The 24,408-nt window shown below is 63.2% G+C and carries 29 protein-coding genes and 1 tRNA gene; 14 read left to right on the top strand and 16 right to left on the bottom strand.

Annotated features, from left to right (window positions below):
• Nucleotides 1-30: 30 nt before the first annotated feature.
• The 5 genes from NKH80_RS18115 to NKH80_RS18095 form a co-directional block, all read right to left on the bottom strand.
• Nucleotides 31-1,116: an ABC transporter ATP-binding protein gene (locus tag NKH80_RS18115; protein WP_352753455.1), complete on the bottom strand. Its 1,086-nt coding sequence runs from the start codon at nt 1,114-1,116 to the stop codon at nt 31-33.
• A 163-nt stretch (nt 1,117-1,279) separates the two neighbouring features.
• Nucleotides 1,280-1,519 (bottom strand): DUF2188 domain-containing protein, encoded by a 240-nt coding sequence (locus NKH80_RS18110; protein WP_254817690.1) that lies wholly within the window; start codon nt 1,517-1,519, stop codon nt 1,280-1,282.
• Nucleotides 1,520-1,547: 28 nt separating this feature from the next.
• Nucleotides 1,548-1,934: a DUF982 domain-containing protein gene (locus tag NKH80_RS18105; protein ID WP_502896275.1), complete on the bottom strand. Its 387-nt coding sequence runs from the start codon at nt 1,932-1,934 to the stop codon at nt 1,548-1,550.
• Complete coding sequence (locus NKH80_RS18100) at nt 1,904-2,221, bottom strand: SH3 domain-containing protein (RefSeq protein ID WP_352753453.1); 318 nt, start codon at nt 2,219-2,221, stop codon at nt 1,904-1,906. Before NKH80_RS18100 ends, NKH80_RS18105 begins: the two co-directional genes overlap by 31 nt.
• 108 nt (nt 2,222-2,329) lie before the next feature.
• The gene (locus tag NKH80_RS18095; RefSeq protein ID WP_352753451.1) at nt 2,330-3,433 is read right to left on the bottom strand and encodes an NADH:flavin oxidoreductase/NADH oxidase; all 1,104 of its coding nucleotides are present in this window, start codon (nt 3,431-3,433) and stop codon (nt 2,330-2,332) included.
• 152 nt (nt 3,434-3,585) lie between these two features.
• On the opposite strand from NKH80_RS18095, the gene NKH80_RS18090 reads away from it, so the two are divergent.
• Complete coding sequence (locus tag NKH80_RS18090) at nt 3,586-4,164, top strand: NUDIX domain-containing protein (protein ID WP_352509429.1); 579 nt, start codon at nt 3,586-3,588, stop codon at nt 4,162-4,164.
• A gap of 65 nt (nt 4,165-4,229) precedes the next feature.
• Here NKH80_RS18090 and NKH80_RS18085 read toward each other — a convergent pair.
• A tRNA-Leu gene (locus NKH80_RS18085) sits at nt 4,230-4,315 on the bottom strand.
• Nucleotides 4,316-4,594: 279 nt separating this feature from the next.
• Here NKH80_RS18085 and NKH80_RS18080 point away from each other — a divergent pair.
• Both NKH80_RS18080 and ade read left to right on the top strand, forming a co-directional pair.
• On the top strand, nt 4,595-5,047 hold the full coding sequence (locus NKH80_RS18080) for a cupin domain-containing protein (RefSeq protein ID WP_352509427.1): 453 nt from the start codon (nt 4,595-4,597) through the stop codon (nt 5,045-5,047).
• Nucleotides 5,048-5,545: 498 nt separating this feature from the next.
• Entirely contained in the window at nt 5,546-7,357 is a 1,812-nt protein-coding gene (ade, locus tag NKH80_RS18075; protein WP_352992786.1) for an adenine deaminase, read from the top strand.
• Between the two features lie 19 nt (nt 7,358-7,376).
• Here the strand turns inward: ade and NKH80_RS18070 are convergent, their stop codons facing one another.
• The 3 genes from NKH80_RS18070 to NKH80_RS18060 all read right to left on the bottom strand — a co-directional run bounded on the left by NKH80_RS18070 (nt 7,377) and on the right by NKH80_RS18060 (nt 11,252).
• On the bottom strand, nt 7,377-8,540 hold the full coding sequence (locus tag NKH80_RS18070; protein ID WP_023674782.1) for an alpha/beta hydrolase: 1,164 nt from the start codon (nt 8,538-8,540) through the stop codon (nt 7,377-7,379).
• Between the two features lie 132 nt (nt 8,541-8,672).
• Nucleotides 8,673-9,746, bottom strand: coding sequence for an alpha/beta hydrolase (locus NKH80_RS18065; protein ID WP_254817699.1), 1,074 nt, complete (start codon nt 9,744-9,746; stop codon nt 8,673-8,675).
• Nucleotides 9,747-9,848: 102 nt separating this feature from the next.
• Nucleotides 9,849-11,252 carry a hypothetical protein gene (locus NKH80_RS18060; protein WP_352777960.1) on the bottom strand — a complete coding sequence of 468 codons (1,404 nt, stop codon included), beginning with the start codon at nt 11,250-11,252 and terminating at the stop codon, nt 9,849-9,851.
• Nucleotides 11,253-11,379: 127 nt separating this feature from the next.
• Between NKH80_RS18060 and ilvA the strand changes: the two genes are divergently transcribed.
• A complete protein-coding gene (gene ilvA / locus NKH80_RS18055) occupies nt 11,380-12,636 on the top strand; it encodes a threonine ammonia-lyase IlvA (RefSeq protein WP_352820923.1) in 1,257 nt (418 codons plus the stop codon).
• Nucleotides 12,633-13,205, top strand: a complete 573-nt coding sequence (locus NKH80_RS18050; protein ID WP_352992784.1) for a DUF1697 domain-containing protein — start codon at nt 12,633-12,635, stop codon at nt 13,203-13,205. Before ilvA ends, NKH80_RS18050 begins: the two co-directional genes overlap by 4 nt.
• An 8-nt stretch (nt 13,206-13,213) precedes the next feature.
• On the opposite strand, the gene NKH80_RS18045 is transcribed toward NKH80_RS18050, so the two are convergent.
• Both NKH80_RS18045 and gloA read right to left on the bottom strand, forming a co-directional pair.
• Nucleotides 13,214-13,507, bottom strand: a complete 294-nt coding sequence (locus tag NKH80_RS18045; RefSeq protein ID WP_352752640.1) for a DUF2218 domain-containing protein — start codon at nt 13,505-13,507, stop codon at nt 13,214-13,216.
• Nucleotides 13,508-13,586: 79 nt separating this feature from the next.
• Nucleotides 13,587-14,027, bottom strand: a complete 441-nt coding sequence (gene gloA / locus NKH80_RS18040) for a lactoylglutathione lyase (protein WP_352752639.1) — start codon at nt 14,025-14,027, stop codon at nt 13,587-13,589.
• 215 nt (nt 14,028-14,242) lie between these two features.
• Here gloA and NKH80_RS18035 point away from each other — a divergent pair, with 215 nt between their 5' ends.
• From NKH80_RS18035 to NKH80_RS18020, 4 genes are all read left to right on the top strand, one after another.
• Complete coding sequence (locus NKH80_RS18035) at nt 14,243-14,839, top strand: cold-shock protein (protein ID WP_254817705.1); 597 nt, start codon at nt 14,243-14,245, stop codon at nt 14,837-14,839.
• Nucleotides 14,840-14,858: 19 nt separating this feature from the next.
• Nucleotides 14,859-15,422, top strand: coding sequence for a DUF192 domain-containing protein (locus NKH80_RS18030; RefSeq protein ID WP_352752637.1), 564 nt, complete (start codon nt 14,859-14,861; stop codon nt 15,420-15,422).
• A 24-nt stretch (nt 15,423-15,446) separates the two neighbouring features.
• Nucleotides 15,447-16,214, top strand: a complete 768-nt coding sequence (locus NKH80_RS18025) for an alpha/beta fold hydrolase (RefSeq protein WP_352992782.1) — start codon at nt 15,447-15,449, stop codon at nt 16,212-16,214.
• A 135-nt stretch (nt 16,215-16,349) separates the two neighbouring features.
• On the top strand, nt 16,350-16,721 hold the full coding sequence (locus tag NKH80_RS18020; RefSeq protein WP_352689917.1) for a hypothetical protein: 372 nt from the start codon (nt 16,350-16,352) through the stop codon (nt 16,719-16,721).
• Nucleotides 16,722-16,763: 42 nt separating this feature from the next.
• Here NKH80_RS18020 and NKH80_RS18015 read toward each other — a convergent pair whose 3' ends face one another.
• On the bottom strand, nt 16,764-17,378 hold the full coding sequence (locus NKH80_RS18015) for an HD domain-containing protein (RefSeq protein WP_352992780.1): 615 nt from the start codon (nt 17,376-17,378) through the stop codon (nt 16,764-16,766).
• Between the two features lie 158 nt (nt 17,379-17,536).
• On the opposite strand from NKH80_RS18015, the gene cysE reads away from it, so the two are divergent.
• Both cysE and NKH80_RS18005 read left to right on the top strand, forming a co-directional pair.
• Nucleotides 17,537-18,385 carry a serine O-acetyltransferase gene (cysE, locus tag NKH80_RS18010; RefSeq protein ID WP_254817710.1) on the top strand — a complete coding sequence of 283 codons (849 nt, stop codon included), beginning with the start codon at nt 17,537-17,539 and terminating at the stop codon, nt 18,383-18,385.
• 211 nt (nt 18,386-18,596) lie between these two features.
• Nucleotides 18,597-18,800: a DUF3126 family protein gene (locus NKH80_RS18005; protein ID WP_023674799.1), complete on the top strand. Its 204-nt coding sequence runs from the start codon at nt 18,597-18,599 to the stop codon at nt 18,798-18,800.
• Between the two features lie 222 nt (nt 18,801-19,022).
• Here the strand turns inward: NKH80_RS18005 and NKH80_RS18000 are convergent, their stop codons facing one another.
• Together NKH80_RS18000 and NKH80_RS17995 are read right to left on the bottom strand one after the other, a co-directional pair.
• Nucleotides 19,023-19,310: a GIY-YIG nuclease family protein gene (locus NKH80_RS18000; protein ID WP_352806134.1), complete on the bottom strand. Its 288-nt coding sequence runs from the start codon at nt 19,308-19,310 to the stop codon at nt 19,023-19,025.
• A 236-nt stretch (nt 19,311-19,546) separates the two neighbouring features.
• Nucleotides 19,547-20,278 carry a hypothetical protein gene (locus NKH80_RS17995; RefSeq protein ID WP_352992778.1) on the bottom strand — a complete coding sequence of 244 codons (732 nt, stop codon included), beginning with the start codon at nt 20,276-20,278 and terminating at the stop codon, nt 19,547-19,549.
• A gap of 120 nt (nt 20,279-20,398) precedes the next feature.
• Here NKH80_RS17995 and NKH80_RS17990 point away from each other — a divergent pair, with 120 nt between their 5' ends.
• On the top strand, nt 20,399-20,743 hold the full coding sequence (locus NKH80_RS17990) for a DUF6949 family protein (protein WP_352508582.1): 345 nt from the start codon (nt 20,399-20,401) through the stop codon (nt 20,741-20,743).
• 18 nt (nt 20,744-20,761) lie between these two features.
• The gene (locus NKH80_RS17985; RefSeq protein ID WP_352992776.1) at nt 20,762-21,289 is read left to right on the top strand and encodes a gamma carbonic anhydrase family protein; all 528 of its coding nucleotides are present in this window, start codon (nt 20,762-20,764) and stop codon (nt 21,287-21,289) included.
• Between the two features lie 50 nt (nt 21,290-21,339).
• Here NKH80_RS17985 and NKH80_RS17980 read toward each other — a convergent pair whose 3' ends face one another.
• On the bottom strand, nt 21,340-22,086 hold the full coding sequence (locus tag NKH80_RS17980) for an SDR family oxidoreductase (RefSeq protein ID WP_352992774.1): 747 nt from the start codon (nt 22,084-22,086) through the stop codon (nt 21,340-21,342).
• A 30-nt stretch (nt 22,087-22,116) separates the two neighbouring features.
• Entirely contained in the window at nt 22,117-23,301 is a 1,185-nt protein-coding gene (locus tag NKH80_RS17975; RefSeq protein WP_352992772.1) for an MFS transporter, read from the bottom strand.
• A gap of 96 nt (nt 23,302-23,397) precedes the next feature.
• Here NKH80_RS17975 and NKH80_RS17970 point away from each other — a divergent pair, with 96 nt between their 5' ends.
• Complete coding sequence (locus NKH80_RS17970; protein WP_352992770.1) at nt 23,398-24,294, top strand: LysR family transcriptional regulator; 897 nt, start codon at nt 23,398-23,400, stop codon at nt 24,292-24,294.
• Nucleotides 24,295-24,408: the final 114 nt, after the last annotated feature.

Below are 24,408 nucleotides of genomic sequence, written 5' to 3'. Positions count from 1 at the left end.
CGCTTCCTCCTGCTTATGGTCCTTGCCGTCCTACTGCTCGATGGGTGTTTCGAACCGCTGTCCGGTTTGGCCGTGAAAGAGATGGATGAGGCCAGGCTCGGCCGTAAGCCGGATGGTTTCGCCCGGCGTGAAGGAATGCCGTTCCCGGAAATTGGCGACGATCTCCTCGCCGCCGGCGGTTCGGCCGATGAGCTGCACTTCGGACCCTGTCGGCTCGACCACCGCGACGGTGACCGGAATGCCCTGATGGTCGGACAGCCGTAAATGCTCGGGCCGTATCCCTAGCACGACCGGCTCACCATTGCCGATGGAAAGTGCCGAGGCCAACGGGACCGAAATCCCTCCGGCGCCGCGAAACGAGGGCGAGCCGTCGCTTACGATCTCGCCCCTGAGCATGTTCATGGCGGGCGACCCGATGAAGCTGGCGACAAAGAGGTTGTTCGGCCGGTCATAGAGCTCGAGTGGCGGCCCGATCTGCTCGACGATGCCGTCATGCATGACGACGATCTTGTCGGCCATGGTCATCGCCTCGATCTGGTCGTGGGTGACGTAGACCGTCGTCGTCTTCAGGCGCTGGTGCAGTTCCTTGATCTCGGCGCGCATCTGCACCCGGAGCTTGGCATCGAGATTGGACAGCGGCTCGTCGAACAGGAAAACCTGCGGGTCGCGCACGATCGCCCGGCCCATGGCGACGCGTTGGCGCTGGCCGCCGGAAAGCTGGCGGGGATAACGGTCGAGCAATGGCACCAGTCCCAGGATCTCGGCCGCACGCCGCACGCCGGCATCGCTCTCCGTCTTGGGAACGCCCTTGAGCATCAGTGAGAACGCCATGTTCTCGGCAACCGTCATATGCGGGTAGAGCGCATAGTTCTGGAAGACCATGGCGACGTCGCGCTCCTTTGGCGCAACGTTGTTGACCACACGTTTGCCGATCGCGATCTGGCCGCGCGAGATCTTTTCCAGGCCGGCGATCATTCTGAGAAGGGTCGACTTTCCGCAACCCGAAGGTCCGACCAGCGTGACGAACTCGCCGTCGTTTATATCGACGCTGACCCCGTGCAGGACCTCGACGGTCCCAAATGATTTGTAGACATCGCCGATTGCGACAGACGCCATCGATCTCCTCCCGATTGATTCCTGCAACGACTTCGAAGGAAACCGCTTTCTGCCTGGCCCGCGGCGACGCCCAGGCTCCTCCCCGGTCACGCGCGATGTAAGACGGTAGCGCTACCAAACCGACCTGTAAAGCACGCCGGCATCACTGGGATATCGACACGCCCTAATCCGAAACCTCGGTCTGCGGCCGGTCGCGGCCGTCGGCGAGCTCGTCGTGCCAGTTGCCGTCGGCGTCCTCGTACTGGATGCCGTCGGTGTTGCCGGCGACCTGCTGTTCGGCCGAAGCGATCTCGGCGGCGCGCAAGGCATCCTGATGGGTGGGGAACGTTTCGGAGAATGTCGAGCCGACCTTGTAGGCCCAGCCTCCGTCATGCTCAACGATCTTGTAGGTCAGTTTCGCCATGAAACCCTCCGGTTGAAAGCCCGTTGCCTCAATGCAGCCTGTCGTCGGCCAGCCTGTCGTCTGGCAGCCTGTCGTCTGCGACCAGCACGTCCGATTCCCTGGCGGCTTCGATCAGTGCCCGGCGCGCATCCGCCGTCGAACGATAACCTTCCAGCACTTTTAGGCAAGTGTCGAGGGCATCACGATGACGGGGCCCGCGATTGAGTGGCCAGACCGTCATCAGGCACTCCGCCGCCTCCTGGGCGCTGCGGATGTGGCGATACTTGCCGACATGGCCGAGTTCGACCACGACCGGCTTTTCAAATGGCTTGCTGTCCATCATCGCCGCCAACGCGGAGCGGCCGATTTGGTTGCAACTGCTATTTTTGCTCAGGCGAAAATAGCTCAATAGCCGCAGCCATTGCGCAGCCAGCACGCATTCGCCCAGCCGGTGCGGCCGCCGAAATCGACCTGGTACCAGTTTCCGCGCCGGTCGAAGATCTCGGTTTGGTCGCCGTTGAACAATTGCCCGATCATGCGTGACGACGAGTTCGGTCGGGCCCGAACGGCGAGAAAGCCACTTCCGGTTGCCAGATTGTAGTGCTTGGAAAGACCGTGAACCGTACCTTCGCAATATTGCGCCCCGGCCGGCGTCGATGCGGCGAACGACAGCCCGGCCACGACCGCGGCGGCAGCCGCAATGGAAATCCCCCTGAACGACATATCTCTGCTCCCCCAACCCGCCGCGCCCAGCCGCGGCCCCGGCCACTCTACACCGGCAGAGGATCAGTGCGAAGCTGTGCTGGCCCGCCCAGCGAGACGAACCCGCCGTCAGTTCGCCGCCTTCATCCAGTGCTGCATCGTCGTCACCGAGCGGGCAAGCTGCGGCGCCGGGTGGATTTTTTCGCCGAAGGTGGCCGCGGCGCGCCAGCCCCAGCGCGGATCGGCAAGAAAGGCGCGCGCCAGCGCCACCATGTCGGCGCGGCCGTCGGCGACGATCGCCTCGGCCTGTTTCGGATCGTCGATCAGGCCGACGGCCCGCGTCGGGATGCCGACGGCCTTACGCACCGCTTCGGCCAGATGCACCTGGTAGCCGGGCCCAGAGGGCAGCTTCTGCAACGGCGAATTGCCGCCACTCGAGCAGCAGAGATAGGCGACGCCGGCTTCCTTCAGCGCTTTTGCCACTTCGATCGCATCCTCGACGTCGAAGCCGCCATCGACCCATTCCTTGATCGACAGACGCGCGCCCAGCATCAGCCTGGGCACCGCCTTCTTTACCGCCTTGGCGATCTCGACGGCGAAACGCATGCGGTTTTCCAGCGAGCCGCCCCAGCGGTCGGTACGCCGGTTGGAAAGCGGCGACAGAAACTGAAAGATCAGATAGCCATGCGCGGCATGCAGCTCGATGAAGTCGAAGCCGGCGCGCTCGGCCCGCCGCGCGGCGTCGGCGAAGCGTTCGATGATTTGCAGGATCTCGTCGTCCTCCAGCGCCCGCGGCACCTGCCAGCCGGTGTCGTAGGCGATAGCCGAGGCCGATATGATCGGCCACGGGTCCTGATCGGCGTGCAGCGGGCCGCCGCCCTCCCAGGGTTTTCGGTTGGAGGCCTTGCGTCCGGCATGGGCAAGTTGCGTACCGAATTTCGTGCCCGGCGCGGCGACGCGCTTGGCTGCATCCAGCGTGCGTCGCGCCGCCGCCTCATTGTCCTCGGAATAGAGGCCGAGACAGCCATGCGAGATGCGGCCGCGCCGTTCGACATCGGTCATCTCGACGGTGACCATGCCGGCGCCCGACATCGCCAGGTTCATCCAGTGATAGAGATGCCAATCGCTAGCCGAGCCGTCCTCGGCCGAATACTGGCACATCGGCGCGACCGCGATGCGGTTGGGGAAGGTGAGGCCATCGAGGGTGATCGGCTGGAAAAGCGATGAGGTCATAAAAAACTCCGGAAAGGGTTGCCGCTATTTAGGCAGCCGACTGTGCCAGCGCCAGACACGAGACGGTGAAACGGCCGCTGGACCAATTGGTGGACCGATTGCACGAACGGCCGTTCGCGGCTACGCCTTGCCGCGGCAGCAGAGAGTCCACCATGGAAGATCGCATTCGCATCCGCTCTGAGGAAATCCTTTCCGACGAATGGGCGGTTTTGAAAAAGACCGTCTTCGATTATCGCCGGCGCGACGGCAAATGGGAAACGCACACCCGCCAGACCTACGATCGCGGCGACGGTGCGGTGATCCTGCCTTTCGATCCCGAGCGGTCGACGGTGCTTCTGGTGCGGCAGTTCCGCTACCCGGCCTACGTCACCGGCCACAAGGAGCCGCTGATCGAGGCCTGCGCCGGCCTGCTCGACGAAGACGATCCCGAAACCTGCATCCGCAAGGAGGCCGAGGAGGAACTCGGCTACCGCCTGAAGGACGTGCAGCGGCTGTTTTCGCCCTATATGAGCCCCGGCAGCGTGACCGAGCGGCTCTGGTTCTTCGTCGCCCGCTATTCGCCCGCCGACCGCATTTCCGACGGCGGCGGCGCGCATGACGAAGGCGAGGACATCGAGGTTTTGGAAATGCCGCTCGACGAGGCGCTGGCCGGCATCCACGATGGTCGGATCATCGACGCCAAGACGATTATTTTAATCCAGCATTTGAAGCTGAACCCGATTGGGAGGTGAGGGGGCCAGAACCGGGTCGAGCGCCCTGGTCTCCAGTTACGAAGGGTATCAAACGAAGACCAATCTGGTGCGGACGACGGGAATCGAACCCGTACGATCAGAGATCGAGGGATTTTAAGTCCCTTGCGTCTACCAATTCCGCCACGTCCGCAGGCCAGCCCTTTTCAGCCGCCAGCCAAAGGCCGTCAAGCCGTCTTCTGCCGTCGACAAATCTGGCACTGGAAGCTAGCGAGGGCCAATCACCCACGGAGATACAAACAAAATCGTTTCACCTGGAGATGTTTTTAGCGACAGCTTCCGAGGCTACCGCGAATGCGTGTCCCCCGTTCGCAGGATGCGTTCGGGCGCTCTGGCCTGATAGACTCCAATCGGCAAGTGGATCGGCGCGCCGATACTCGACGCCGTCGTCTACAGACACTGGGAGATTGTCATGCTCAAGCTTGCCTCTGCCCTGGCACTGCTGCTTGTTGGGACGGCGCCTCTGTCTGCTGACGAGATGCCGATGAACGCCAAAGACATCAAATGGGGTCCTGCTCCTGCTGTCATTCCTGCTGGGGCGGAAATGGCTGTTGTCGCTGGAGATCCCTCAAAGGACGGCGCCTTTGTGCTGCGGTTGAAGACACCCGCAGGCTACAAAATTGCCGCACATAATCATCCCACCACGGAATACATGACGGTGCTTTCCGGCAACTTCCATTTTGGAATGGGCGATAAGCTCGACGAGGCGAAAGGCGTCGAACTGACTGCTGGCGGCTTCGGCGTCGCACCGGCCGGAATGAATCACTTCGCCTGGACGACAAGCGATACGATCGTAGAGGTTCATGGCGAGGGGCCATTCAAGATCACCTACGTCAACCCGGCAGACGACCCGAGCAAGAAGTGACAGTTCGGGATCGAATTGATTGAACCGGCCGAAGGCTAGAACGATGGAGTGCGTCACACTCCGCGACCGTCGATTCAGTAAGATCCGCTAACGCGGCGAAAGCTGATTAGCCGGAATCATATTCCGCTTGGGCCATTTTGCCATGAACGACGCTAAAACAAAAAACCCGCCTCGGCGGGCGGGTCGTTGGAGCCAATTAGCACCATATCCAAATTAGTAGCATAGCTGCCGGCACAAAGCAAGAACAAAGTTGCTGCGGCCGGCACAAAATGCCCTTGGCGATTGGCGAAAGCCGTGGCGCATCAATCTCCCTCCTTGAGGGGGAGATGGCCGGTAGGCCAGAGGGGGTCGTCGCGCGTGGATCGGCGACCCCCTCTGTCGCCTTCGGCGACATCTCCCCCTCAAGGGGGGAGAGCTGCAACTTCGCCGTCCGCGCTTACTTCCTCGCTGGTCAAAATCCTCGCGGCTTGGCACAGTCGGGCAAAGAGGAGCCTGTTGATGCCGAAGACCGCCAATGCGACGAAACCAAAACCCTGGGCTGAGATGGCGACGCATCTGGTCGATGTCGCTATGGGTCGCAAACCCGCCGATCTCGTCATCCGCAACGGGCGCTGGGTCAACGTCCATTCGGGCGAGATCATCGCCGGCACCGACATTGCCATTGCCGGCGGCCGCTTTGCCTATTGCGGGCCGAACGCCGGCCATGCCATCGGCCAGGGCACTAAGGTGGTCGATGCCGGCGGCCGCTATCTGGTGCCGGGGCTTTGCGACGCGCATATGCATGTCGAGAGCGGCATGGTGACGGTGACGGAATTCTGCCGCGCCGTGATCCCGCACGGCACCACATCGATGTTCATCGATCCGCATGAGATCGCCAACGTGCTCGGCCTGCCGGGCGTGCGGCTGATGCATGACGAGGCGGTCGCCATGCCGGTCAACGTGCACGTGCAGATGCCGTCCTGTGTGCCGTCGGCACCGGGGCTGGAGCATGCCGGCGCTGAGCTGACCGTCGCCGATGTTGCCGAGGCGATGACCTGGGAGAACATTATCGGGCTCGGCGAGGTGATGAATTTTCCGGGCGTCGCCGCCAATGATCCGGTGATGTCGGGCGAGATCGCGGCGACGGTGAGGGCCGGCAAGACTGTCGGCGGGCATTATGCCTCGCGCGATCTCGGCCTGCCGTTCCACGGCTATGTCGCCGGCGGCCCCGAGGACGACCACGAAGGCACGCGCGCCGAGGATGCCATCGCCCGCGTCCGCCAGGGCATGAAGGCGATGCTGCGGCTGGGCTCGGCCTGGTATGACGTGGCCTCGCAGATCAAGGCGGTGACGGAGAGCGGGCTCGACCCGCGCAGCTTCATCCTGTGCACCGACGACAGCCACTCCGGTACGCTGGTGCACGAAGGCCATATGGACCGGGTCGTGCGCCATGCCATCAGCCAGGGCTTGAAGCCGGTGACGGCGATCCAGATGGCGACGCTCAACACCGCCCAGCATTTCCGGCTGGAGCGCGAGATCGGCTCGATCGCGCCGGGACGGCTCGCCGATCTGCTGATCGTCTCCGACCTCGCCGAAATGACCATCGACGAGGTCTATGGCCGCGGCGTCAGGCTGGCCAAGGGCGGCAAGCTCGAAATCGACATTCCAGCCTACAATTATCCGCGGACGGCGAAGAACACCGTCAAGCTCGGCAGGAAGCTCAAGGCAGGCGATTTCGACATCGCGGCACCCATGGGCGCCAACGAAGTGCGGGTGCGGGTCATCGGCGTCATCGAAAACCAGGCGCCGACGCGGGCGCTGGAGGCCGATCTTGCCGTCGAGGACGGGCTGGTTGCCATGGATCGCCGCAACGATGTCTGCCAGATCGCGCTGGTCGAACGCCACAAGGGCACCGGCGGCGTCACCAACGCCTTCGTCTCCGGCTTCGGCTATATCGGCGACTGCGCCATGGCCTCCAGCGTGGCGCATGATGCCCACCACATCATCGTCGTTGGCACCAACAAGCAGGACATGGCATTGGCGGTGAACCGGCTGGGTGAGGTCGGCGGCGGCGTCGTGCTGTTCTCCAAGGGCAAGGAACTGGCGCTGGTCGAAATGCCGATCGCCGGGCTGATGTCGGACGAGCGGGCGGAAATCGTCGCCGCCAAGGCGGACAAACTCAGCGACGCCATGCGCCAGATGGGCTGCTCGCTGAACAACGCCTACATGCAGCACTCGCTGCTGGCGCTGGTCGTGATCCCCGAGCTCAGGATTTCCGACGTCGGCCTGATCGACGTGACGACCTTCCAGAAGGTTGATTTGTTCGTTTGAACGCCGCCGGGGCGCTTCTTCAGCCGCCGGTGGCGATGGTCAGCACCTTGAACGGCGTGGTGATGACGATTTCGGCGACCGAACCGACGGCCTTGCCGAGGCCCTGGCCGAGATTGTCGAGCTGGGCCGGCGCGGTCTCTTCGGAGGCGAGGCCGGCCGGGGCGCGCAGGCGGTCGCCGAGCAGCTGCACCAGGAACGGGTTGTCGGCGAATTTGGCGTGGTTCAGCCGGTCGCCGCCCTTGGTCTTGGTCAAGTCGACCACCGAGACGCCATAGCTGGCGAGGTCGGCCGCGTCGCCATAGTCGCCGACGCGCGGCTTGTCGCCAGAGATCAGGGTCGACAGCCTGAGCGCCCGGTCGTCGCCCGAAAGCAGCACGGCGAACGGTTTGTCGGGCTTGCCGTAGCGGATCATCTGCTTCTTGAACACGTCGACGTCGATGTCGGGTGAGGCCAGGATGACATAGCCGAGCTTGCCGCCGAGGTCGCGGTCGCCGGTGATGGCAAGCTGGCGCAACGCTTCCATCGTCACCCAGGTCCCCATCGAATGGGCAATGATGTCGATGCTCTTGGCGCGGCTCTTGGCGAGCATGCGCAGCGTCGCTTCGAGATCGTCGCGCGCCGCATTGGCGCTTTCCTTGTCGTAGATGTAGCCGGTCGTCTTGCCGCTCGACGCCCACGAAAACAGCACCGGCGTGCCTGGGTATTTCGTGTCATGCGCGATCTGCGTCAGCCGGTAGATACCGTCGTCGAAGCCGTTGTTGAAGCCGTGCACGAAAACCAGCGCGCGGTCGCCGCGCATCGCGATATCGGCGCCGACCGCCTTGGCGAATTGCGGCGCGCCTTCGTAGAAGGTGACGCCGGTCGCCGTGAAATCCTTCGCCGGATTGCTGTTGGCCGAGCCCTTGACCCGCTCGATGGCGCCGAGCTGGTGGATTTTGGGCACCGTCACCTCGACGCTGGCAAAGCTGGTGGTCGGCGAACGGTCGCCGTCGAACACCTGCCGGGGCGCTTTCATTGCCTTTTGCCGGGTTGTAGCGACGAAGATCTTGTGCGTCGCCGCAATGTCGGAAGCAGGCACGGTGATCGTCGTCTTGTTGAGCAAGTCGTGCGTGTTCTGGCCGGCGCAGCTTGCCAGCGCGAGCGCGAACGCAACGACGAGAAAGATCTTCGAAGGCACGGTCACGCGGGCTCCCGCAAAGGCGACGTCGAGCCGGAGACGTCTTGGCCTATTCGATAGAGGCAGAGGTAGGCACGGTCCAGTTCAAACTGTTCCGATGGTGCGGCGATGGTCAACAGTTACTGCCGCGCAACGCAGCTATTGTCCGACCGAGGCGATGCGGTCCGTCACTTCGCGGTCGCTGGCAAACCCGTCATCCTCGCGCAGCTTCTGGCCGATCAACTGTACCAATTCCGGATTGTCGGCGAATTTGGTGTGGTTGAAGCGGTCGGCTCCCTTGACGCTGGAGAGATCGACGACCGACACGCCATAGCTGGCGAGGTCGGCGGCGTCCTTGTAGTCGCCGACGCGCGGCCGCGCGCCGGCTATCAAGCCGGAGAGCCGCAGCGCCCGGTCGTCGTCGGAGAGCAGCAGGATGAACGGCTTGTCCGGCTTGCCGTAGCGGCGCATCTGGCTCTTGAACACGTCGACGTCGATGTCGGGCGAGGCCAGCACGACGTCGCCGAGCTTGCCGCCGAGATCGCGGTCGCCGGTAATGGCGAGCTGGCGCAGCGCCTCCATGGTGACCCAGGTTCCCAGCGAATGGGCGACGATGTCGATGCGCCGCGCGCCGGTCTGCGCCAGCATTCTCAGCGTTACTTCCAGCTGGTCGCGGGCAACGCTGGCGCTTTCCTTGTCGTAGACATAGTCGGTGGTCTTGGCGCCCGACGCCCAGGAAAACAGCACCGGCGTGCCCGGATAGCCGGAATCATGGGTGATCTGGGTGACGCGGTAGACCGCATCGTCGAAGCCGGTGTTGTAGCCGTGGACGAAGACCATGACGCGGCCGCCGCGCGCCGCGATGTCGGCGCTGAGCGCACTGGAGAATTTCGGCTGGGTGTCGTAGCCGACGACCTCGGAAGCCATGAAGTATTTGGCCGGATCGTCCGACTTGCCGCGCGAGCGCCGCTCGATCTGGCCTGTCTTGTGGATGCCGGGGACGGTGACGTTGACGCGGGCATAGTTCAGCGTCGCCGACCGCTCGCCGTCGAAGACCTTGTTGGGATCGTCGGAGCGCTTGCGGGTGGTTGCGATGAAGATCGAGTGGTTGCCGGCGATTTCCGTCACCGGCACCGCCATCATGGCGCTGCCGAGCAGTTCCTCGGTTTGGCGGCCGCCGCAGCCGGCGAGCAGCGCGGCAAGGACAATGATGCAAATCGTCTTCAAGGGCACTTAAGCAATTCCACTCCGGCCTGACCAAAGGCCATCCACCTCCGCCGCCCCTCCCGGACAGGCGAAGTGCGGCAGAAGTAAGTCGCGGATGCCGAAATGCGCTCAGTGCCTCGCGACGGCCATCGCACTGTTGCGCGAAAGCCAGAACGGCGGCAGGAACGCCGGGATGTTGGAAAACGGCAGCACTTCCGGCTTCAGCCTTATGCCAAGCACGTCGGTCATGAAGGCGCGGCGCGCCTCGATGCGGCGCCAGGCTTCGGGATAGCGCGCGGCGATCTCTTCGCGCAGCGCGTCGTCTGCCAGCGCGATCCCGTCCTCGATGTTGGTGGTGAAATAATCGGTGCCGGTCGCTGGGATGATGTCGACCTGCAAGGCCATGCCCGACTTCAATCTGATATCGGAGCCGGAAAATACCGGCGAATGCATCCATTCGTCGATATGGATGAGATGGCCGGGGTTGAGCGCTACGCCGAAGAACCGATCGCCGATCCGCTCGTGCACCGCTTGCCACAGTGCGCCGCCGGGAACGCCGATGCCGACCGTCTCATACCAGTCGACGACGGCGCAGAAATAGGGCGCGACCAGTTTCTCGACATAGTCCCGGATGCCCGTTGGAAGCTCGGCCGCGTCCTCGACCAGAAAACCGGCGCGGGCGTTGAGCGAGCCCTGGATGCCATAGGCCATGGTGATCGGGTCGCCGCGTTTGATGACGTCGAGACGGGGGCTCGGCAAGCCATAGGCTGCGCGCCTGCCGGCCGACAGCATCGGGTGACAGCATTGCGGCAGGCCGTTGATGCCCATCAGCCGCGCCGCCTGCAATTCGGTCATGCCGGGTTCGATGACCTGCAGGACATTGCGCAGGCCTTGCGAGGAATAGGTCGCGGAGAATTCGAACGCGGCCAGCTGGTCGGCCTCGTTGATGGCGCGCAGGCCGTCGGCAGGGTTCATCAAAAGGTTCGCCGCGTTGACGATCACACCCCTGTCGCCGGCAAGCGTCCGTAGCGTGTCGGCGATGAAGGACGGCAGGTCGAGCGTCGTTTCGCCAAAACCGGCATCGCCGGGACCGAACGGTTTCCAGCCGATGGCGCCGATGCGCTGGCCGGCCTTCAGGCCGCAATCGGCAAGAATGTCGGCGAGCGCTTGCGAGCGGTCGCGCGGCTGCGCCGGCAGCGAGAACGTCTGGTAGAGCACGCGCTCGTACGGCCCGTCGCAGATCTCGGCATAGCCCCAGCCCTCATTGCCGACCAGCAGTTTCGGCGGCTTGTCGGGAACGATGACCAGCAGCGTCTCCTCGAAGCGCGGATCGTAGCCGCAGAGATAGGCAACATTGGCGGCATGTTCGCGGTCGCCATAGACGACGAACGCGTCGAACTCCGCTTCGCCGCCGCGTGCAACCAGTGCCCTGATGCGGGCCTCATAGGTGGCGAGCGGGAGCAGCGGCATCACCGTCGGCTCGCCGAACTCCGGCAGCGACACGGTTTTCTGGGCCACCGATGCGACAGGCATGAACAGACGCTCCTAACGGCCAACGAGGTTTTGGGAACACCCTTTCAGGGTGGCCGGACAATGGCTTCGTGAAGCCGGATATGCAATAGCGGGACCGAATTCGGCTAGCCTGTGGGGTGCTCTTGCCATGACCAGTTTCTCCTCTCGCGTCGCTGCCGCCGCTGCCGCGATGCGCGAGATCTTTCCGGAAACGCCGCTGCAGGAAAACGACTATCTGTCGAAGAAGAGCGGCGCGCGGGTGCTGCTGAAGCGCGAGGACCTGACGCCGGTGCGCTCCTACAAGATCCGCGGCGCCTTCAACTTCTTCCGCAAGACGCTTGCCGCCGGCAACGCTGCCGAGCTGTTCGTCTGCGCCTCGGCCGGCAATCACGCGCAGGGCTTTGCCTTCGTCTGCCGCCATTTCGGCAAGAAGGGCGTCGTCTTCATGCCGGTGACCACGCCGCAGCAGAAGATCGACAAGACGCGGCTGTTCGGCGGCGAGTTCGTCGAGATCAGGCTGGTCGGCGATTTTTTCGACGACTGCTACCGCGCGGCACTCGAATTCACCGAAACTGCCGGCGCCCACATGGTGCCGCCGTTCGACCATAAGGACATCATCGAAGGGCAGGCGACCGTCGCCTACGAGATATCAGGCCAGATGCCCGGTGCGCGCATGCCCGACATTGTCATGCTGCCGGTCGGCGGCGGCGGCCTGGCCGCCGGCGTCACCCATTATTTCGCCGACCAGCACCGCGAAACGCGCTTCGTCTTTTGCGAGCCGGCCGGCGCCCCGAGCCTGAGTGAGAGCCTTGCCGCCGGAAAGCGGGTCAAGCTCGCCAAGGTCGACAATTTCGTCGACGGAGCGGCGGTGGCCGAGATCGGCCGCGAGCCGTTGCGCCACCTCAAGGAGTTTGCTGCCGATGCCGTACGGCTGATCCCGGAAAACCGGCTCTGCGCGACCATGATCGAAATGCTCAATGTCGAAGGCGTCGTGCTCGAGCCGGCCGGTGCGCTGGCGATCGATGCGCTCAAGGATTTTTCCAAAAAGGAAATCAGGGGCAAGACCATCGTCGCCGTGGTGTCTGGCGGCAATTTCGATTTCGAGCGGCTGCCGGATGTGAAGGAACGGGCGCTGCGCTTCGAGGGCTTGAAGAAATACTTCATCATCCGCTTTCCGCAGCGGCCCGGCGCGTTGCGCGATTTCCTCGAATTGCTAGGCCCCGACGACGACATCGCCCGCTTCGAATATCTGAAGAAATCGGCGCGCAATTTCGGTTCGGTGCTGATCGGCATCGAAACCAAGGACCGCCGCAATTTCGACCTGCTCAAGGCGAATTTCGACGCCGAGAGCGTCCATTACCAGGACATCACCGACAACGAGACGCTCGCCGGGTTCATCATATGAGCAGCAACGATCTTCCGAGCACTCAGGCGAAGGTTTTTATCGCGCTGTTTTCCGGCATCAATGTCGGCGGCAACCGCATCGTCAAGATGGCGGAGCTCAGGTCATTCTTGGAGCAGCTCGGCTTCTCCGATATCGCCACCCATGTGCAGAGCGGCAACGCCGTGTTCCGGTCGCCAGACGGCGATGCGGCGATGCTGACCAGGCGGCTGGAAGCGGAATTCGAGAAGAAATGGGGCTTCCATTCGCGCATCATGGTGCGCGATCTCGGCTGGCTCGAGCGGCTGGCGGCGGACAATCCCTATCCGGAAGTGGCCGGCGAGCCGACCAAGCTGCATGCTTATGCGCTGGAGCGCCGGCCGACCGCCGAGGAGATCGCCCGGCTGGCGGAAAAATGCACCGGGCCCGAACGCTTCGAGATCAAGGGCGACGTGCTCTACCTGCATGCGCCCGACGGCCTCGGCAAATCGGTCTTTGCCAATCTCATCCCGCGCGTTCTGAAGGTGCACTGCACGGCGCGCAACTGGCGCACCGTGCTGATGCTGCTCGAGATGGCCAAGGCCCGCGGTTGACAGGTCGTCTACGCGGCCGGAGCGCGTTTCCAGTCGAATGCCAGCTCTTCACGGAAGGCGAAGCGCTTGATGTGCTCGGCGACGACCGTTTCCAGGCGCTCGAGCGAGCCAGCTTCATCGGCCGTCACCGCAATGTGCAGCGCAGCCGGATCCGCATCGAGAACCGTGCGGCCGAGCGTCAGATCGATGGTGCCGTGGTTCGGGTCGAATTCGACGGGAAACTTGTGCGCCCAATGTTTGCACAGCTGCTGCAGATAGCGGCTGGCATGTTCGGTGGCGACGTCGACATGGCTGGCCGGCATGAATGAATTCTCCTTGGGAAGGCGGACGCGAAAACAGAACCAGGGCGCCGCCTGCGTCCGCTCAAGATAGCGTGATCGGTTACCAGCTGCCGGTGTTCGGCATCGAGGCCCACGGCTCGGCCTTCGGCTTGGCCGGACCTTTCTGCAACAGCTCGATCGAGATGCCGTCCGGCGATTTGACGAACGCCATGTTGCCGTCGCGCGGCGGCCGGTTGATGATAACGCCATTGTCCATCAGCCGCTGGCAGGTGGCGTAGATGTCGTCGACCTCATAGGCGAGATGGCCGAAATTGCGGCCGCCCTTGTAGTCTTCCGGGTCCCAATTGTAGGTCAGCTCGATCAGCGGCGCCTTTTCGGAGATGCCGCTCTGCTCGTCTTCGGGCGCGGCGAGGAAGATCAGCGTGTAGCGGCCCTGCTCGTTTTCATGGCGGCGCACTTCCTTGAGGCCAAGCTTGTTGCAGTAGAAATCGAGCGAAGCATCGATGTCGGCGATGCGGACCATGGTGTGCAGATAGCGCATGATTTCCTCCTTATGTTGCGTTGCGGCGCACCATAGGGGCGGCCCGGCCAAAGGGCAATCGGCCACGCCTGCCAGCGCCGGCAAACGGCAAATCCGCTATTCCTGTACGGAACCGTGAAAAAAGGCACGTCAGGTCTTGCACACACCGGAAGCCGCGGTGTTAATCTGATACCAAGAATCAGTTGCAGTGTTTCTTGAAAAAAGGGGGCGTTCTTATGGGGGAAAAGGCCTCTTTCATGGGGCGGGACGGGGCCGGTAACGATGCGTTGAAGCGGGATGAGAGCGCCGATACGGCCGATCTCGTCGAAATCGCTGGCGCCATCAAATGGTTCGACGTAGCCAAGGGCTACGGTTTCATCCTTCCCGATGATGGTACTTCGGGCGACATCCTCCTCCATGTGACATGCCTTCGAAAGGACGGTTTTCAGACCGCGCTTGAAGGCGCCCGTGTCGTCTGCCTGGTCAAGCAGGGCGAGCGCGGGCTGCAGGCCTTCCGCGTGCTCTCGATGGATGTCACCACGGCGATCCATCCGGCGGAGATGCAGGAGCAGCGCACCCATGTCGCGGTGACGCCGGAAAGCGGCCTCGAACGGGCGCTGGTGAAATGGTTCAACCGCACCAAAGGGTTCGGCTTTCTGACCCGGGGCGAGGGCACCGAGGATATTTTCGTCCACATGGAGACGCTGCGCCGCTACGGCATCACCGAACTCCGCCCGGGCCAGGTGGTGCTGGTCCGCTTCGGACGCGGCGACAAAGGCCTTATGGCTGCCGAAATTCACCCCGATATGGGTACCTTGCCGGTCTCGCATTAGTTCCGGTCGAGGATTTCATATGGCTCACAGGAACCGGCTGACGGCGGGCGCGCTCTGCGCCGGGATTTTCCTCATCGTCGCCGCAAGCGCCTTCTTCTATTTTCAGCAACCGAGTTTGGCCGACGGCAAGGCGATGATCCTTCCCGTCGACCCGGCGCCGCTGGTCGCGGTGACGAAGGCCGGCGAGCGTTCTTTCTCCGTCGAAATTGCCGACACGCCCGCCGAGCGCGAGGCCGGCCTGATGTTCCGCCGGCACATGGCCGACAATCACGGCATGCTGTTCGTGTTCGGTGCGCCGCAGGATGTGAGCTTCTGGATGAAGAACACGCCGATGCCGCTCGACCTGATCTTCGTCGGCCAGGACGGCCGGATCCGGGCGATCAAGCAAGGCGAGCCGCAGTCGGAGGCGATCATCTCGCCGGACGAACCGGTGCGCTTCGTGCTCGAGCTCAAGGCAGGCACCGCCGCCAAAAAGGGCATTAAGGACGGCGACCTGCTGCGCCATCCGGCCATCGGCACGGCGCCGGGGCCGGCCATGCCGCCGCCCGACAAGGGCGACGCGCCGAGTGTCGATTCCGACTGAACGAACGGGCAGGATCTTCGGCCGATGCAGTTCTTCTCCCATGATGGTTTCGACCTTGCTTTCCTTGACCGCCAACCGGCATCGGGGCAGGGCGATCCGGTGCTGATGATCCACGGCTTTGCCTCGAGCCATTACGTCAACTGGGTGTCACCCGGCTGGTTCAAGACGCTGAACGATGCCGGCTACCGTGCGATCGCCTTCGACAATCGCGGCCATGGCTCGTCGTCGAAGAGCTATGACGAAGCCGACTACACGCCGGCAAAAATGGCGTCCGACGCGGCAGCGCTTTTGAACCATCTCGGCATCGAACGCGCCCATGTCATGGGTTATTCGATGGGCGCGCGCATATCGGCGTTCCTGGCGCTCTCCAACCCGGACAAGGTGGCGACGCTGGTCTTCGGCGGTCTCGGCGTCGGCATGGTCGACGGCGTTGGCGACTGGGATCCGATAGCCGATGCCCTCCTGGCCGAGGATCCGGCAGGCACCAGCGACCCGCGCGGCCGCTCGTTCCGCGCCTTCGCCGATCAGACCCGCAGTGATCGCCGGGCTCTCGCCGCCTGCATCGCCACCTCGCGCGAATTGCTGAGCGAGGCCGACATTGCCCGCATTGCCCAGCCGACGCTGATCGCCGTCGGCACCAAGGACGGCATCGGCGGCTCGCCGGATGAACTCGCCGCTCTGATGCCCAACGCCAGGGCTTTTCACATCGAAGGCCGCGACCATATGCTGGCGGTCGGCGACAAGACCTTCAAGCAGCGCGTGCTGGAGTTTTATGCCGAGCATCCGCGTTGATGGACGGCTCCCAAAGCGGCCATTGCGCCTGAAGCTGGGGTCCTTAGCGGTTTTGCAACGATACAGGAGTAAATAAGCGCGACGTGTGGATCGGTTCAAACCCGCCATGCGCTGAACGGAGGGCAAGGGGGTATCATGGCACAATGGGGAAGGACCGACGCCGCTTTGCCGGGCGTCATTGCAAAAAGCACGTTCGGCGAATGGTCCGTTGTTCTAGCGCTGGCTGCTTTAGCGGCAGGGGCGATGGCGATCACCGCGTTGATAGCAATGCCGAGCGACGCGTCTCCGCTGCTCCAGAACAGTGCGACGGGCTTCTTCGCTGCGGTATTTTTTCTGGCCGGGCCTTTGGCACATCTTACGGGAGTGGTCTTCGGGTTGATGGCCGTTGGTCGCCCAAACGACAATCGTGTGCTCGGCCTGGCTGGCATCGTGGTCAATGGTGCGTCGCTGGCGGCTGGGGTGTTCATGTTGTGGGGAATGGCATCGACTTTTGGCGCATTCACCTGATTTCGGGCAAACCTCCGGCGGGCCAGCGAGCGACGCGTCGACCTACGATCCGCCTGGGCGATTGTCGAGCGCCCTGAGCGAGCGTGCAATGTTTTGCTTGGCCCGCGTTTCGAAGCGCCGGCGGAATTCCTCGCTGTGAAAGATATGCGGACGCGCGCGGAAGCCCTTCAGGACCGCGGCACGGCCGGCCCGCCACATCGGCTCGTCGACCCACTGGTATTCGCGGCGAACCGCCTGTTCGTAGGCGTCGAACACGTCGGGCGCGGCACCCAGGATCGCCAGGTCCATGTCGAGGAACAGCGCCGCGTCACGAACCGCATGTTGATCGCCAAGGGGCGGCAATTCGTGGCTGGCAGTTGCAGTGATCATCGCCGCGATGCGACCGATGCGTTGTGCGTCGGCGCGGCCGGCGAGCTTCTCCTCGGCAAGTGCGGCACTCCTCGCCTCATTGTCCTTGGCGCGGCTGTCGTAGATCGCGTCGTGGAACCAGATCGCCGCTTCGACTGCTTCAGGATCGTGCAGCAACGCCTTGTAATCATTGGCCAGCGCCAGCATCGCCTCGATATGGCCAAGGTCGTGGTAGTGGCGATCTTGGGCCTCATAGAGCGCGGAAAGCTCGCGCTTCAGGGTCTCGTCGATCAAGGTTGCGTTTTCCATGGCTGCTTGAAATTCCGCCAACCAAATCCATTTGACGAAGCACTAAGGAAAATTGAGTTCACCCGTGCTATGATCTGGCTTATAGGTGCGGCCGGAGAATAGGCAAGCCGCAACCGAGACAGTGGATGGCCGAGACATTGGATGGCCGGAGACATCAGATGAACAGCGTTACGATTTCTCGTCCCACCATGGTGCAGCCGGTAGATCCGATCTGGCGTTCGATCCGCGATGAAGCGATGGAAGCGGTCAACCGCGATCCGCTGCTGGCGGCGTTCCTCTATTCGACCATCCTCAACCAGGAAAACCTGGAAGAAGCGGTCATTCACCGGCTGGCCGAGCGCCTCGCCCACCAGGACATTGGCTCCGACCTCATTCGCCAGACATTCAAGGCAATGGCGGCCGACGACAAGGATTGGTCGACGACGGTGCGCGTCGACATCCAGGCCTATTACGACCGCGATCCGGCCTGCGACCGCTTCATCATGCCGGTGCTCTACTTCAAGGGTTTTCATGCCATCCAGACGCACCGGCTGGCGCATTGGCTGTGGAACCAGGGCCGCCAGGATTTTGCGCTGTATTTGCAGAGCCGGTCGTCCTCGGTGTTCCAGACCGACATCAATCCGGCCGCCCGCATCGGCAAGGGCATCTTCCTCGACCACGCCACCGGCCTCGTCGTCGGCCAGACGGCGGTGATCGAGGACGACGTGTCGATCCTGCACGGCGTCACGCTGGGCGGCACCGGCAAGGCCGGCGGCGACCGCCACCCCAAGATCCGCTACGGCGTGCTGATCGGCGCCGGCGCCAAGATCCTCGGCAATATCGAGATCGGCCATTGCTCGAAGATCGCGGCCGGCTCTGTGGTGCTGTCGCCGGTGCCGCACAACAAGACGGTTGCCGGCGTGCCGGCCCGCGTCGTCGGCGAGACCGGCTGCGATCAGCCGTCGCGGCAGATGGACCAGCTGTTGCCATCGCAGACGATGGACCACGTCGTCAGCTTCGACATCTGAGTGCTCGGGCAGGGCTGAATTCCTGCCCCCTATGCCGGCTTGCCTTTACATGGCCATTGTCGACGTGCCAGAAGCGCGCTCACCAATGCATGTCGCCCAAAAGTGCCCAGCGGTTTTGGGATAGCGACATGGATGAAGCAAGATTCAAAGCGCGTCGCATCGATCTCTTCAGACGCGACGCACTTTAGCAAGCGACAATCGGAGAAGACTGTTGAAGCCGGACGAAATCAGAAAGCTGGACGCCTATTTCAAGCGCACCTTCCAGAACCCAAAACTCGAAGTGAAGGCGCGGCCGCGCAAGGAAGATTCGGCCGAGGTCTATGTCGGCGACGAGTTCCTCGGCATCGTCTTCAAGGACGAGGACGACGGGGACTATAATTTCTCGATGGCGATCCTCGACATCGATCTGGCCTGAGCCGGAGATTTAGCTGGCCGGACCCTGCTTGTTGCAGGCGGGACCGCCTGATGGCGGAGCGCAGACGTCGGAGACTGGCTGGAGCATCCCTCCCTTCGTCATCCCAGGGCGGAGCAAGGAGCGAAGCGACGCGGCGCAGACCCTGGGATCCATGCCGTTACCTCGCGGCAGTGCTCCGCTCTGACCAGAATCGAATGCTTCTTGGCACCGGCTGGGCGTCCTCTACCAACCACTCCCGCGAAAAAGTTCGAACCACTCTGGATTGGTCTTCTCGATCAGCTCGATCTTCCACCGGCGTGGCCAGCGCTTCAGCGACTTCTCGCGCTGGATGGCGTCGCGAATGTCGAAATGTTCCTCGTACCAGACCAGACGCTGTACGCCGTAGCGGCTGGTGAAGCGCGAGCCTTCGCCAGATTTGTGCTCCGGCATGCGGCGGCCGAGGTCGTTGGTGACACCGATGTAGATCGTGCCGCGCTTCTGGCTTGCAGTCATGTAGGCATAGCCCGTCATGGCTGAAGGGTAGTAGGCATTGTTGCGGATGCAAGCACCGTTCTGAGCCGCTGCATTCTTCGACTGGCGTAACGGCATGGATCCTAGGGTCTCCGCGACGTCGCTTCGCTCCTGCTCCGCCCTAGGATGACGAAGGCGTGGTGGGCCCACAGCTAATCGCAAACCCTGGAGATTGGTAGCCCGATTGGCCGGGGCTCCAGCCCTCAGCCCTTCAGGGTCGGTCAAAGGATCAAGCCCTACCGCCCGGTCTTCAGCACACGCGCTGCCTCGCCCAAAATCGCCGCGTCGAGCGCCTGCCAGTCGCCAAGGAATTCCCGGGGGAAGCGGTAGGTGAGGCTGAGATTGTCGCCGACCAGGATGTCGCGCTCGCAGGGCGCTAGCGATTCGTCCGCGCTCGGGCCGCTCAGGCAGCGTGCGACAAACGGATCCTTGCCGGGGCGGTCGGCGACCGCCAGCACTTCGTTGAGATAGCCTGACTTTTCGCTGAAGGCGTAAAGCGTCGTGCCGCCAGGGCCAGGCGTACCCGGCTTGGCAATCAGCGCACTGTAGATCGGCGCGAAGCGGCCGCTCATGTCGCGCGACATCATCTGCGGCTCGAACGACAGGAAGACGATGTCCTTGCTGGGTCCGGTGTGGTTGAAGTCGCTGCGGGCAGCCTCGCTGTAGCCGTCCATCTCGGGATAGCGCAGATAGAGGTCGAGCCGTGAGGCGATGCCGTCGCGCCGGGCCTGGGCAAAGCGGATGACATTGGCCGGCACGGCGATGATGTTGTTGCCGATGACGACCTTGTGGACCGTGGTGTCGTCGGTGTACCCGGCCATGGCGATCGAGCGGCCGAACCATCTGCCGCCAAGGCTGATCGCCACCGAAAGCACCGCCAGCGTTGCGAATGCATAAAACACCCGCTTCATCAGCGTCGAATCGACGACGCTGAGTTGCTGGCCCTCCGTGGCGGCTCCCTGCTTCATCGCGACCCTCGTTTACCGTCCCGTCGGGTGTGCCTGAGCGGCACATTTCCGCGCGGCACGGCTCTTGCTTCGCAGCTTTTGCGGACGACTGTGCGATTTCATGGTAAACGGAGGGTAAAGATGGGGCCGGTCGAACAAATCATATTCAGTTTTATGGCCGGGCTGACGGCTTGCGGCCTGGCCGGATCGGCGATGGAACTGATCGCCGGCCGCAAGCTTGCCTTCGTCCAGCCCTATGTATCGTCGAAGCACATGCTGCGCTCGCTCGCGGCGACGGCTTGCGCCGGGCCGCTGATGTTCGCCAACGAGGCGCTGGACGCCTGGCGCGAGCGTCGCATCTCGGTGCTGGGGCTGATCTCCTGCGGCTGTACAGCGACCATCTGGGCGCTGGCGCTGGGCATGGTGGTGATCGCCATTGCGTCCTGGGCGGCTTCGCTTCTAGGGTCTGGCAGCTTGTCGGTGTGAGACGATCTGGAGACAGCAATGCCCATCTACGCGATTGACGGAAAAGCGCCCGCCTTCGAGGACGCCGACAGCAATTGGATCGCGCCCGACGCCACGCTGATCGGCAATATCAGGATCGGCCGCAATGCCGGCTTCTGGTTCGGCGTCGTTATCCGCGGCGACGACGAGCCGATCGTCATCGGCGCCGACACAAACGTGCAGGAGCACACAATCATGCACACCGACGCCGGCTTTCCGCTGATCGTCGGCCAAGGCTGCACGATCGGCCACCGTGCCTTGCTGCATGGCTGCACAATCGGCGACAACAGCCTGATCGGCATGGGCGCCATCGTGCTGAACGGCGCGAAGATCGGTAACAACTCGCTGGTCGGGGCCGGCGCGCTGGTCACCGAAGGTAAGCAATTCGCCGACAATTCGCTGATCGTCGGCTCGCCCGCGCGCGTCGTCAGGACGCTCGACGAAGCCGCAATCGCCAGGCTGCGCGCCTCGGCCGCGCATTATGTGGCCAACGGCAGGCGATTCAGGGCTGGGCTGAAGAAGGTCTAGCCGATCCAGAAATGGTGGAGCCGGATACCGAAAGCACAGCCCCTTCCAAGTCAAACCGGCTGGGCGGTCGGCCGGAACAAGATCTCGTTGATATCGACGTCGTCGGGCTCGTTGATCGCGAAGGCGACCGTGCGGGCAAACGTATCCGGCCCCACGGTGATCTTGCTCACGAAGTCCCTAGTGTCCTGCTGGATATCCTTCTCGCTGATGTGCTCGAGCAACTCTGTGCTGACAGCGCCCGGCGAGATCACCGTGGTGCGGATGTTGTAGGGTTTCACCTCTTTCCGCAGACCCTCGGACAGCGCACGCACGGCGAACTTGGTGGCGCAATAGACCGCCGCACCCGCGTTGACCACATGGCCGTATACGGACGAGACATTGATAATGTGCCCCGATCGCTGCTCCTTCATGTACGGAAGCGCGGCCGCGATGCCGTAAAGAACGCCCTTGATGTTGACGTCGATCATCTGGTCCCATTCGTCGACCTTGAGCCGTTCGAGCGGGGCCAACGGCATGAGGCCCGCATTGTTGAGCATCACGTCGATGCGGCCGAATTCCCGGACCGCCGTGTTCACCAGGTTCTGGACCTGGCCGGCGTCGGTGACGTCCGTAGTGACGGCCTTGGCTTTGAGCCCAGCGGCGGTCAGTTCCTGGACAAGGGCGTCGATGCGGTGTGACCGGCGTGCACCCAGGACCACGGAAGCGCCTCGCGCGGCAAGATGGCGTGCCGTCGCTTCACCGAGGCCGCTGCTGGCACCGGTGATGACGACGACCTTGTTCTCGATTCCTTCGGACATGAGATTCTCCTAGACAAGAATTGAAAGAGTTCAGGTGCGGGGGCCGGCCGAGGCGGCGAGCAAGGCCGAACCCGTGAGCAGGACGGCGGCGAGAAGGAAGGCGCTCCACCAGCCGGCCGCGTCGAACAGCAGGCCTCCCGCGATAGCGCCGCCCGCGATCGCGAGCTGGATCAGGGCAACCTGCAGTCCGCCCCCGGCCTCCAGGTCTTCAGGGATGAGCGTGGTCATCCAGGTGTTCCATGCCACCGGGATCGGAGTCGCGAAAAATCCCCAAAGAACCAGCAGGCCGGCCGTGGCGCCTGCAAACGGTCCAAAGGCAATCAGCAGTAGAGCGAAGACCGCGAGTGCACTCGGCAGCCCGATCAGCACGGCTGTGAGGTGCCGCCGGAGGATGAGGCCGATGATCGACAGTCCCGCCAGGCCACCGAGGCCGACGCCCAACAAAGCTATTGAGAGGGTGCTGACCTCGAGGTCCGTCACGTTTTCCAGAAACGGCCGCAGATAGATCGAGAGCGCGTTCTGCCCGATGAAAGCGAGCCCGGTCGCGCCCATGCCGATGGCGAATCTGCGATTCCGCAGCAGGCCGAACATGCTCGACACCGAGGCGGTCTCCATCGGTGGCAACTTCGGGAGAACGGCCAACTGCCACACGAGCGCCGCGAGGCCGATGGGGACAGTGACGAAGAAGGTTCCCCGCCATCCGATCAGCGATCCGAGGAGGCTGCCGACGGGCGCCGCGATCACCAATGCGAACGCAGTGCCACCCTGGAGCAAGGCAATGGCCTTGGGCAGGTCGGGTCCCGCGGCCAGGCGGGCCAGAATGGCCGTCGACAGTGACCAAAAACCGCCGATCACGATGCCGACCAGCGCCCGCCCGGCCAGGAAGACCAGGAAGTTGGGAGCAACCGCCACCGCCAGGCTCGATGCGGCCAGCACTGCCGTATGGAGCAGAACTACCGTCCGTCGATCGACGTTTCGCCACAGCGAATTGCCGAAGAGGCTGGTAACCACGGCGAAGAATCCGGATACCGCGATTGCCTGGCCGGCCTGACCCTCGGAGACGGCCAGATCCTGAGCGATCGGGGTGAGCAGGCTCACTGGCAGGAACTCCAGTCCAACCAGAAGGAAGGTCAGCAGCGACAGGCAGACCAACGCAGACCATGGGGTCGTGTTGTCAGCAGCGGCGGCCTCGCCCAGCGCGAGTTCAATGGTCATAAGGCAGTCTCCTGTCCGTTCCCGAACTAAGTAGTCGGGCTGGCCAAATGCGACTAGCGGGTATAATTTTGATGTGGTTGTGAATGAGGCTCATCAATGCCACGCGACGAGTTCGCCGAAATGCGCGCGTTTCTGGAGATCACCCGGACGCGGAGCTTCACCCGAGCAGCCGCCAAGCTCGGCGTCACTCCTTCGGCACTTAGCCACACCATCAAGTCGCTGGAGTCGCGGCTTGGCGTCCGTCTTCTGTCTCGCACCACGCGCGACGTGGCCCCGACGGCGGCCGGTCAACGCCTCAAGGAAGGCATCGAACCGCATTTCGAAGGCATCGCGGCTGAGGTCAGCGCTCTCGGCGTCCTGCGCGAAAGGCCGTCCGGCAACATTCGCCTGGTGTGCACCGACGATTCGGTCGACATTGTCTTCCGCGCCCGGCTGCCAAGGTTCCTGAGCGACTTCCCCGATATCAATGTCGAGTTGGTGGTCGATAACGCCTTCACCAACATCGTCGAGCGCCAGTTCGACGCCGGTGTTCGGCTGGGCGAGTCCATTGCCCGGGACATGGTAGCCGTGCGCATCGGAGCCGACGTGACCTACACTGTGGTCGGATCACCCCATTACTTCGCCCACCGGTCACCGCCGGAGACACCGCAGGAGCTGACCGACCATAACTGCATCAACTACCGGCTGCCGACGTCAGGATCGGTCTATGCATGGGAATTGCGGGAGGGCGCGCGCGAGTTCAGCGCTCGGGTCGAGGGGCAACTGACGCTTAACAACATGGGGCCGGCGATCCAGGCCGCGCTTGACGGAGTGGGCTTGGCCTATCTACCGCGCGAACTCGTCCTGCCACACATTGAGAGGGGCCTTCTTCAGGAGGTCCTGACCAAATGGTGCCCGACCTTCCAGGGTTACCACCTGTACTATCCAAGCCGACGCCATCCCTCTCCGGCGTTTTCCGCCTTTGTCGACGCGTTCCGCATCAGGGGCAAGTAACAGCGTTTCGACGGCAAACGGCAGCTCGTATCCCACAAACGATCGTGAGACAGCTTGGATGACGAAGCGCAGTTGGAGGCAAAGCCGAGATAACTGTATCGAGATGTTGTTCCG

The organism is Mesorhizobium sp. M0904 (assembly GCF_040319475.1).
In the GTDB taxonomy this organism is placed as follows: Bacteria; Pseudomonadota; Alphaproteobacteria; order Rhizobiales; family Rhizobiaceae; genus Mesorhizobium.
This window is presented reverse-complemented; position numbering and strand designations above follow the sequence as displayed.

Coding starts and splice junctions, on each gene's coding strand:
- NKH80_RS18115 (WP_352753455.1), bottom strand. CDS start 1,116: ATGGCGTCTGTCGCAATCGGCGATGTCTACAAATCATTTGGGACCGTC.
- NKH80_RS18110 (WP_254817690.1), bottom strand. CDS start 1,519: ATGGCGAAACTGACCTACAAGATCGTTGAGCATGACGGAGGCTGGGCC.
- NKH80_RS18100 (WP_352753453.1), bottom strand. CDS start 2,221: ATGTCGTTCAGGGGGATTTCCATTGCGGCTGCCGCCGCGGTCGTGGCC.
- NKH80_RS18095 (WP_352753451.1), bottom strand. CDS start 3,433: ATGACCTCATCGCTTTTCCAGCCGATCACCCTCGATGGCCTCACCTTC.
- NKH80_RS18090 (WP_352509429.1), top strand. CDS start 3,586: ATGGAAGATCGCATTCGCATCCGCTCTGAGGAAATCCTTTCCGACGAA.
- NKH80_RS18080 (WP_352509427.1), top strand. CDS start 4,595: ATGCTCAAGCTTGCCTCTGCCCTGGCACTGCTGCTTGTTGGGACGGCG.
- ade (WP_352992786.1), top strand. CDS start 5,546: ATGCCGAAGACCGCCAATGCGACGAAACCAAAACCCTGGGCTGAGATG.
- NKH80_RS18060 (WP_352777960.1), bottom strand. CDS start 11,252: ATGCCTGTCGCATCGGTGGCCCAGAAAACCGTGTCGCTGCCGGAGTTC.
- ilvA (WP_352820923.1), top strand. CDS start 11,380: ATGACCAGTTTCTCCTCTCGCGTCGCTGCCGCCGCTGCCGCGATGCGC.
- NKH80_RS18050 (WP_352992784.1), top strand. CDS start 12,633: ATGAGCAGCAACGATCTTCCGAGCACTCAGGCGAAGGTTTTTATCGCG.
- NKH80_RS18045 (WP_352752640.1), bottom strand. CDS start 13,507: ATGCCGGCCAGCCATGTCGACGTCGCCACCGAACATGCCAGCCGCTAT.
- gloA (WP_352752639.1), bottom strand. CDS start 14,027: ATGCGCTATCTGCACACCATGGTCCGCATCGCCGACATCGATGCTTCG.
- NKH80_RS18035 (WP_254817705.1), top strand. CDS start 14,243: ATGGGGGAAAAGGCCTCTTTCATGGGGCGGGACGGGGCCGGTAACGAT.
- NKH80_RS18030 (WP_352752637.1), top strand. CDS start 14,859: ATGGCTCACAGGAACCGGCTGACGGCGGGCGCGCTCTGCGCCGGGATT.
- NKH80_RS18025 (WP_352992782.1), top strand. CDS start 15,447: ATGCAGTTCTTCTCCCATGATGGTTTCGACCTTGCTTTCCTTGACCGC.
- NKH80_RS18020 (WP_352689917.1), top strand. CDS start 16,350: ATGGCACAATGGGGAAGGACCGACGCCGCTTTGCCGGGCGTCATTGCA.
- NKH80_RS18015 (WP_352992780.1), bottom strand. CDS start 17,378: ATGGAAAACGCAACCTTGATCGACGAGACCCTGAAGCGCGAGCTTTCC.
- cysE (WP_254817710.1), top strand. CDS start 17,537: ATGAACAGCGTTACGATTTCTCGTCCCACCATGGTGCAGCCGGTAGAT.
- NKH80_RS18000 (WP_352806134.1), bottom strand. CDS start 19,310: ATGACGGGCTATGCCTACATGACTGCAAGCCAGAAGCGCGGCACGATC.
- NKH80_RS17995 (WP_352992778.1), bottom strand. CDS start 20,278: ATGAAGCAGGGAGCCGCCACGGAGGGCCAGCAACTCAGCGTCGTCGAT.
- NKH80_RS17990 (WP_352508582.1), top strand. CDS start 20,399: ATGGGGCCGGTCGAACAAATCATATTCAGTTTTATGGCCGGGCTGACG.
- NKH80_RS17985 (WP_352992776.1), top strand. CDS start 20,762: ATGCCCATCTACGCGATTGACGGAAAAGCGCCCGCCTTCGAGGACGCC.
- NKH80_RS17980 (WP_352992774.1), bottom strand. CDS start 22,086: ATGTCCGAAGGAATCGAGAACAAGGTCGTCGTCATCACCGGTGCCAGC.
- NKH80_RS17975 (WP_352992772.1), bottom strand. CDS start 23,301: ATGACCATTGAACTCGCGCTGGGCGAGGCCGCCGCTGCTGACAACACG.
- NKH80_RS17970 (WP_352992770.1), top strand. CDS start 23,398: ATGCCACGCGACGAGTTCGCCGAAATGCGCGCGTTTCTGGAGATCACC.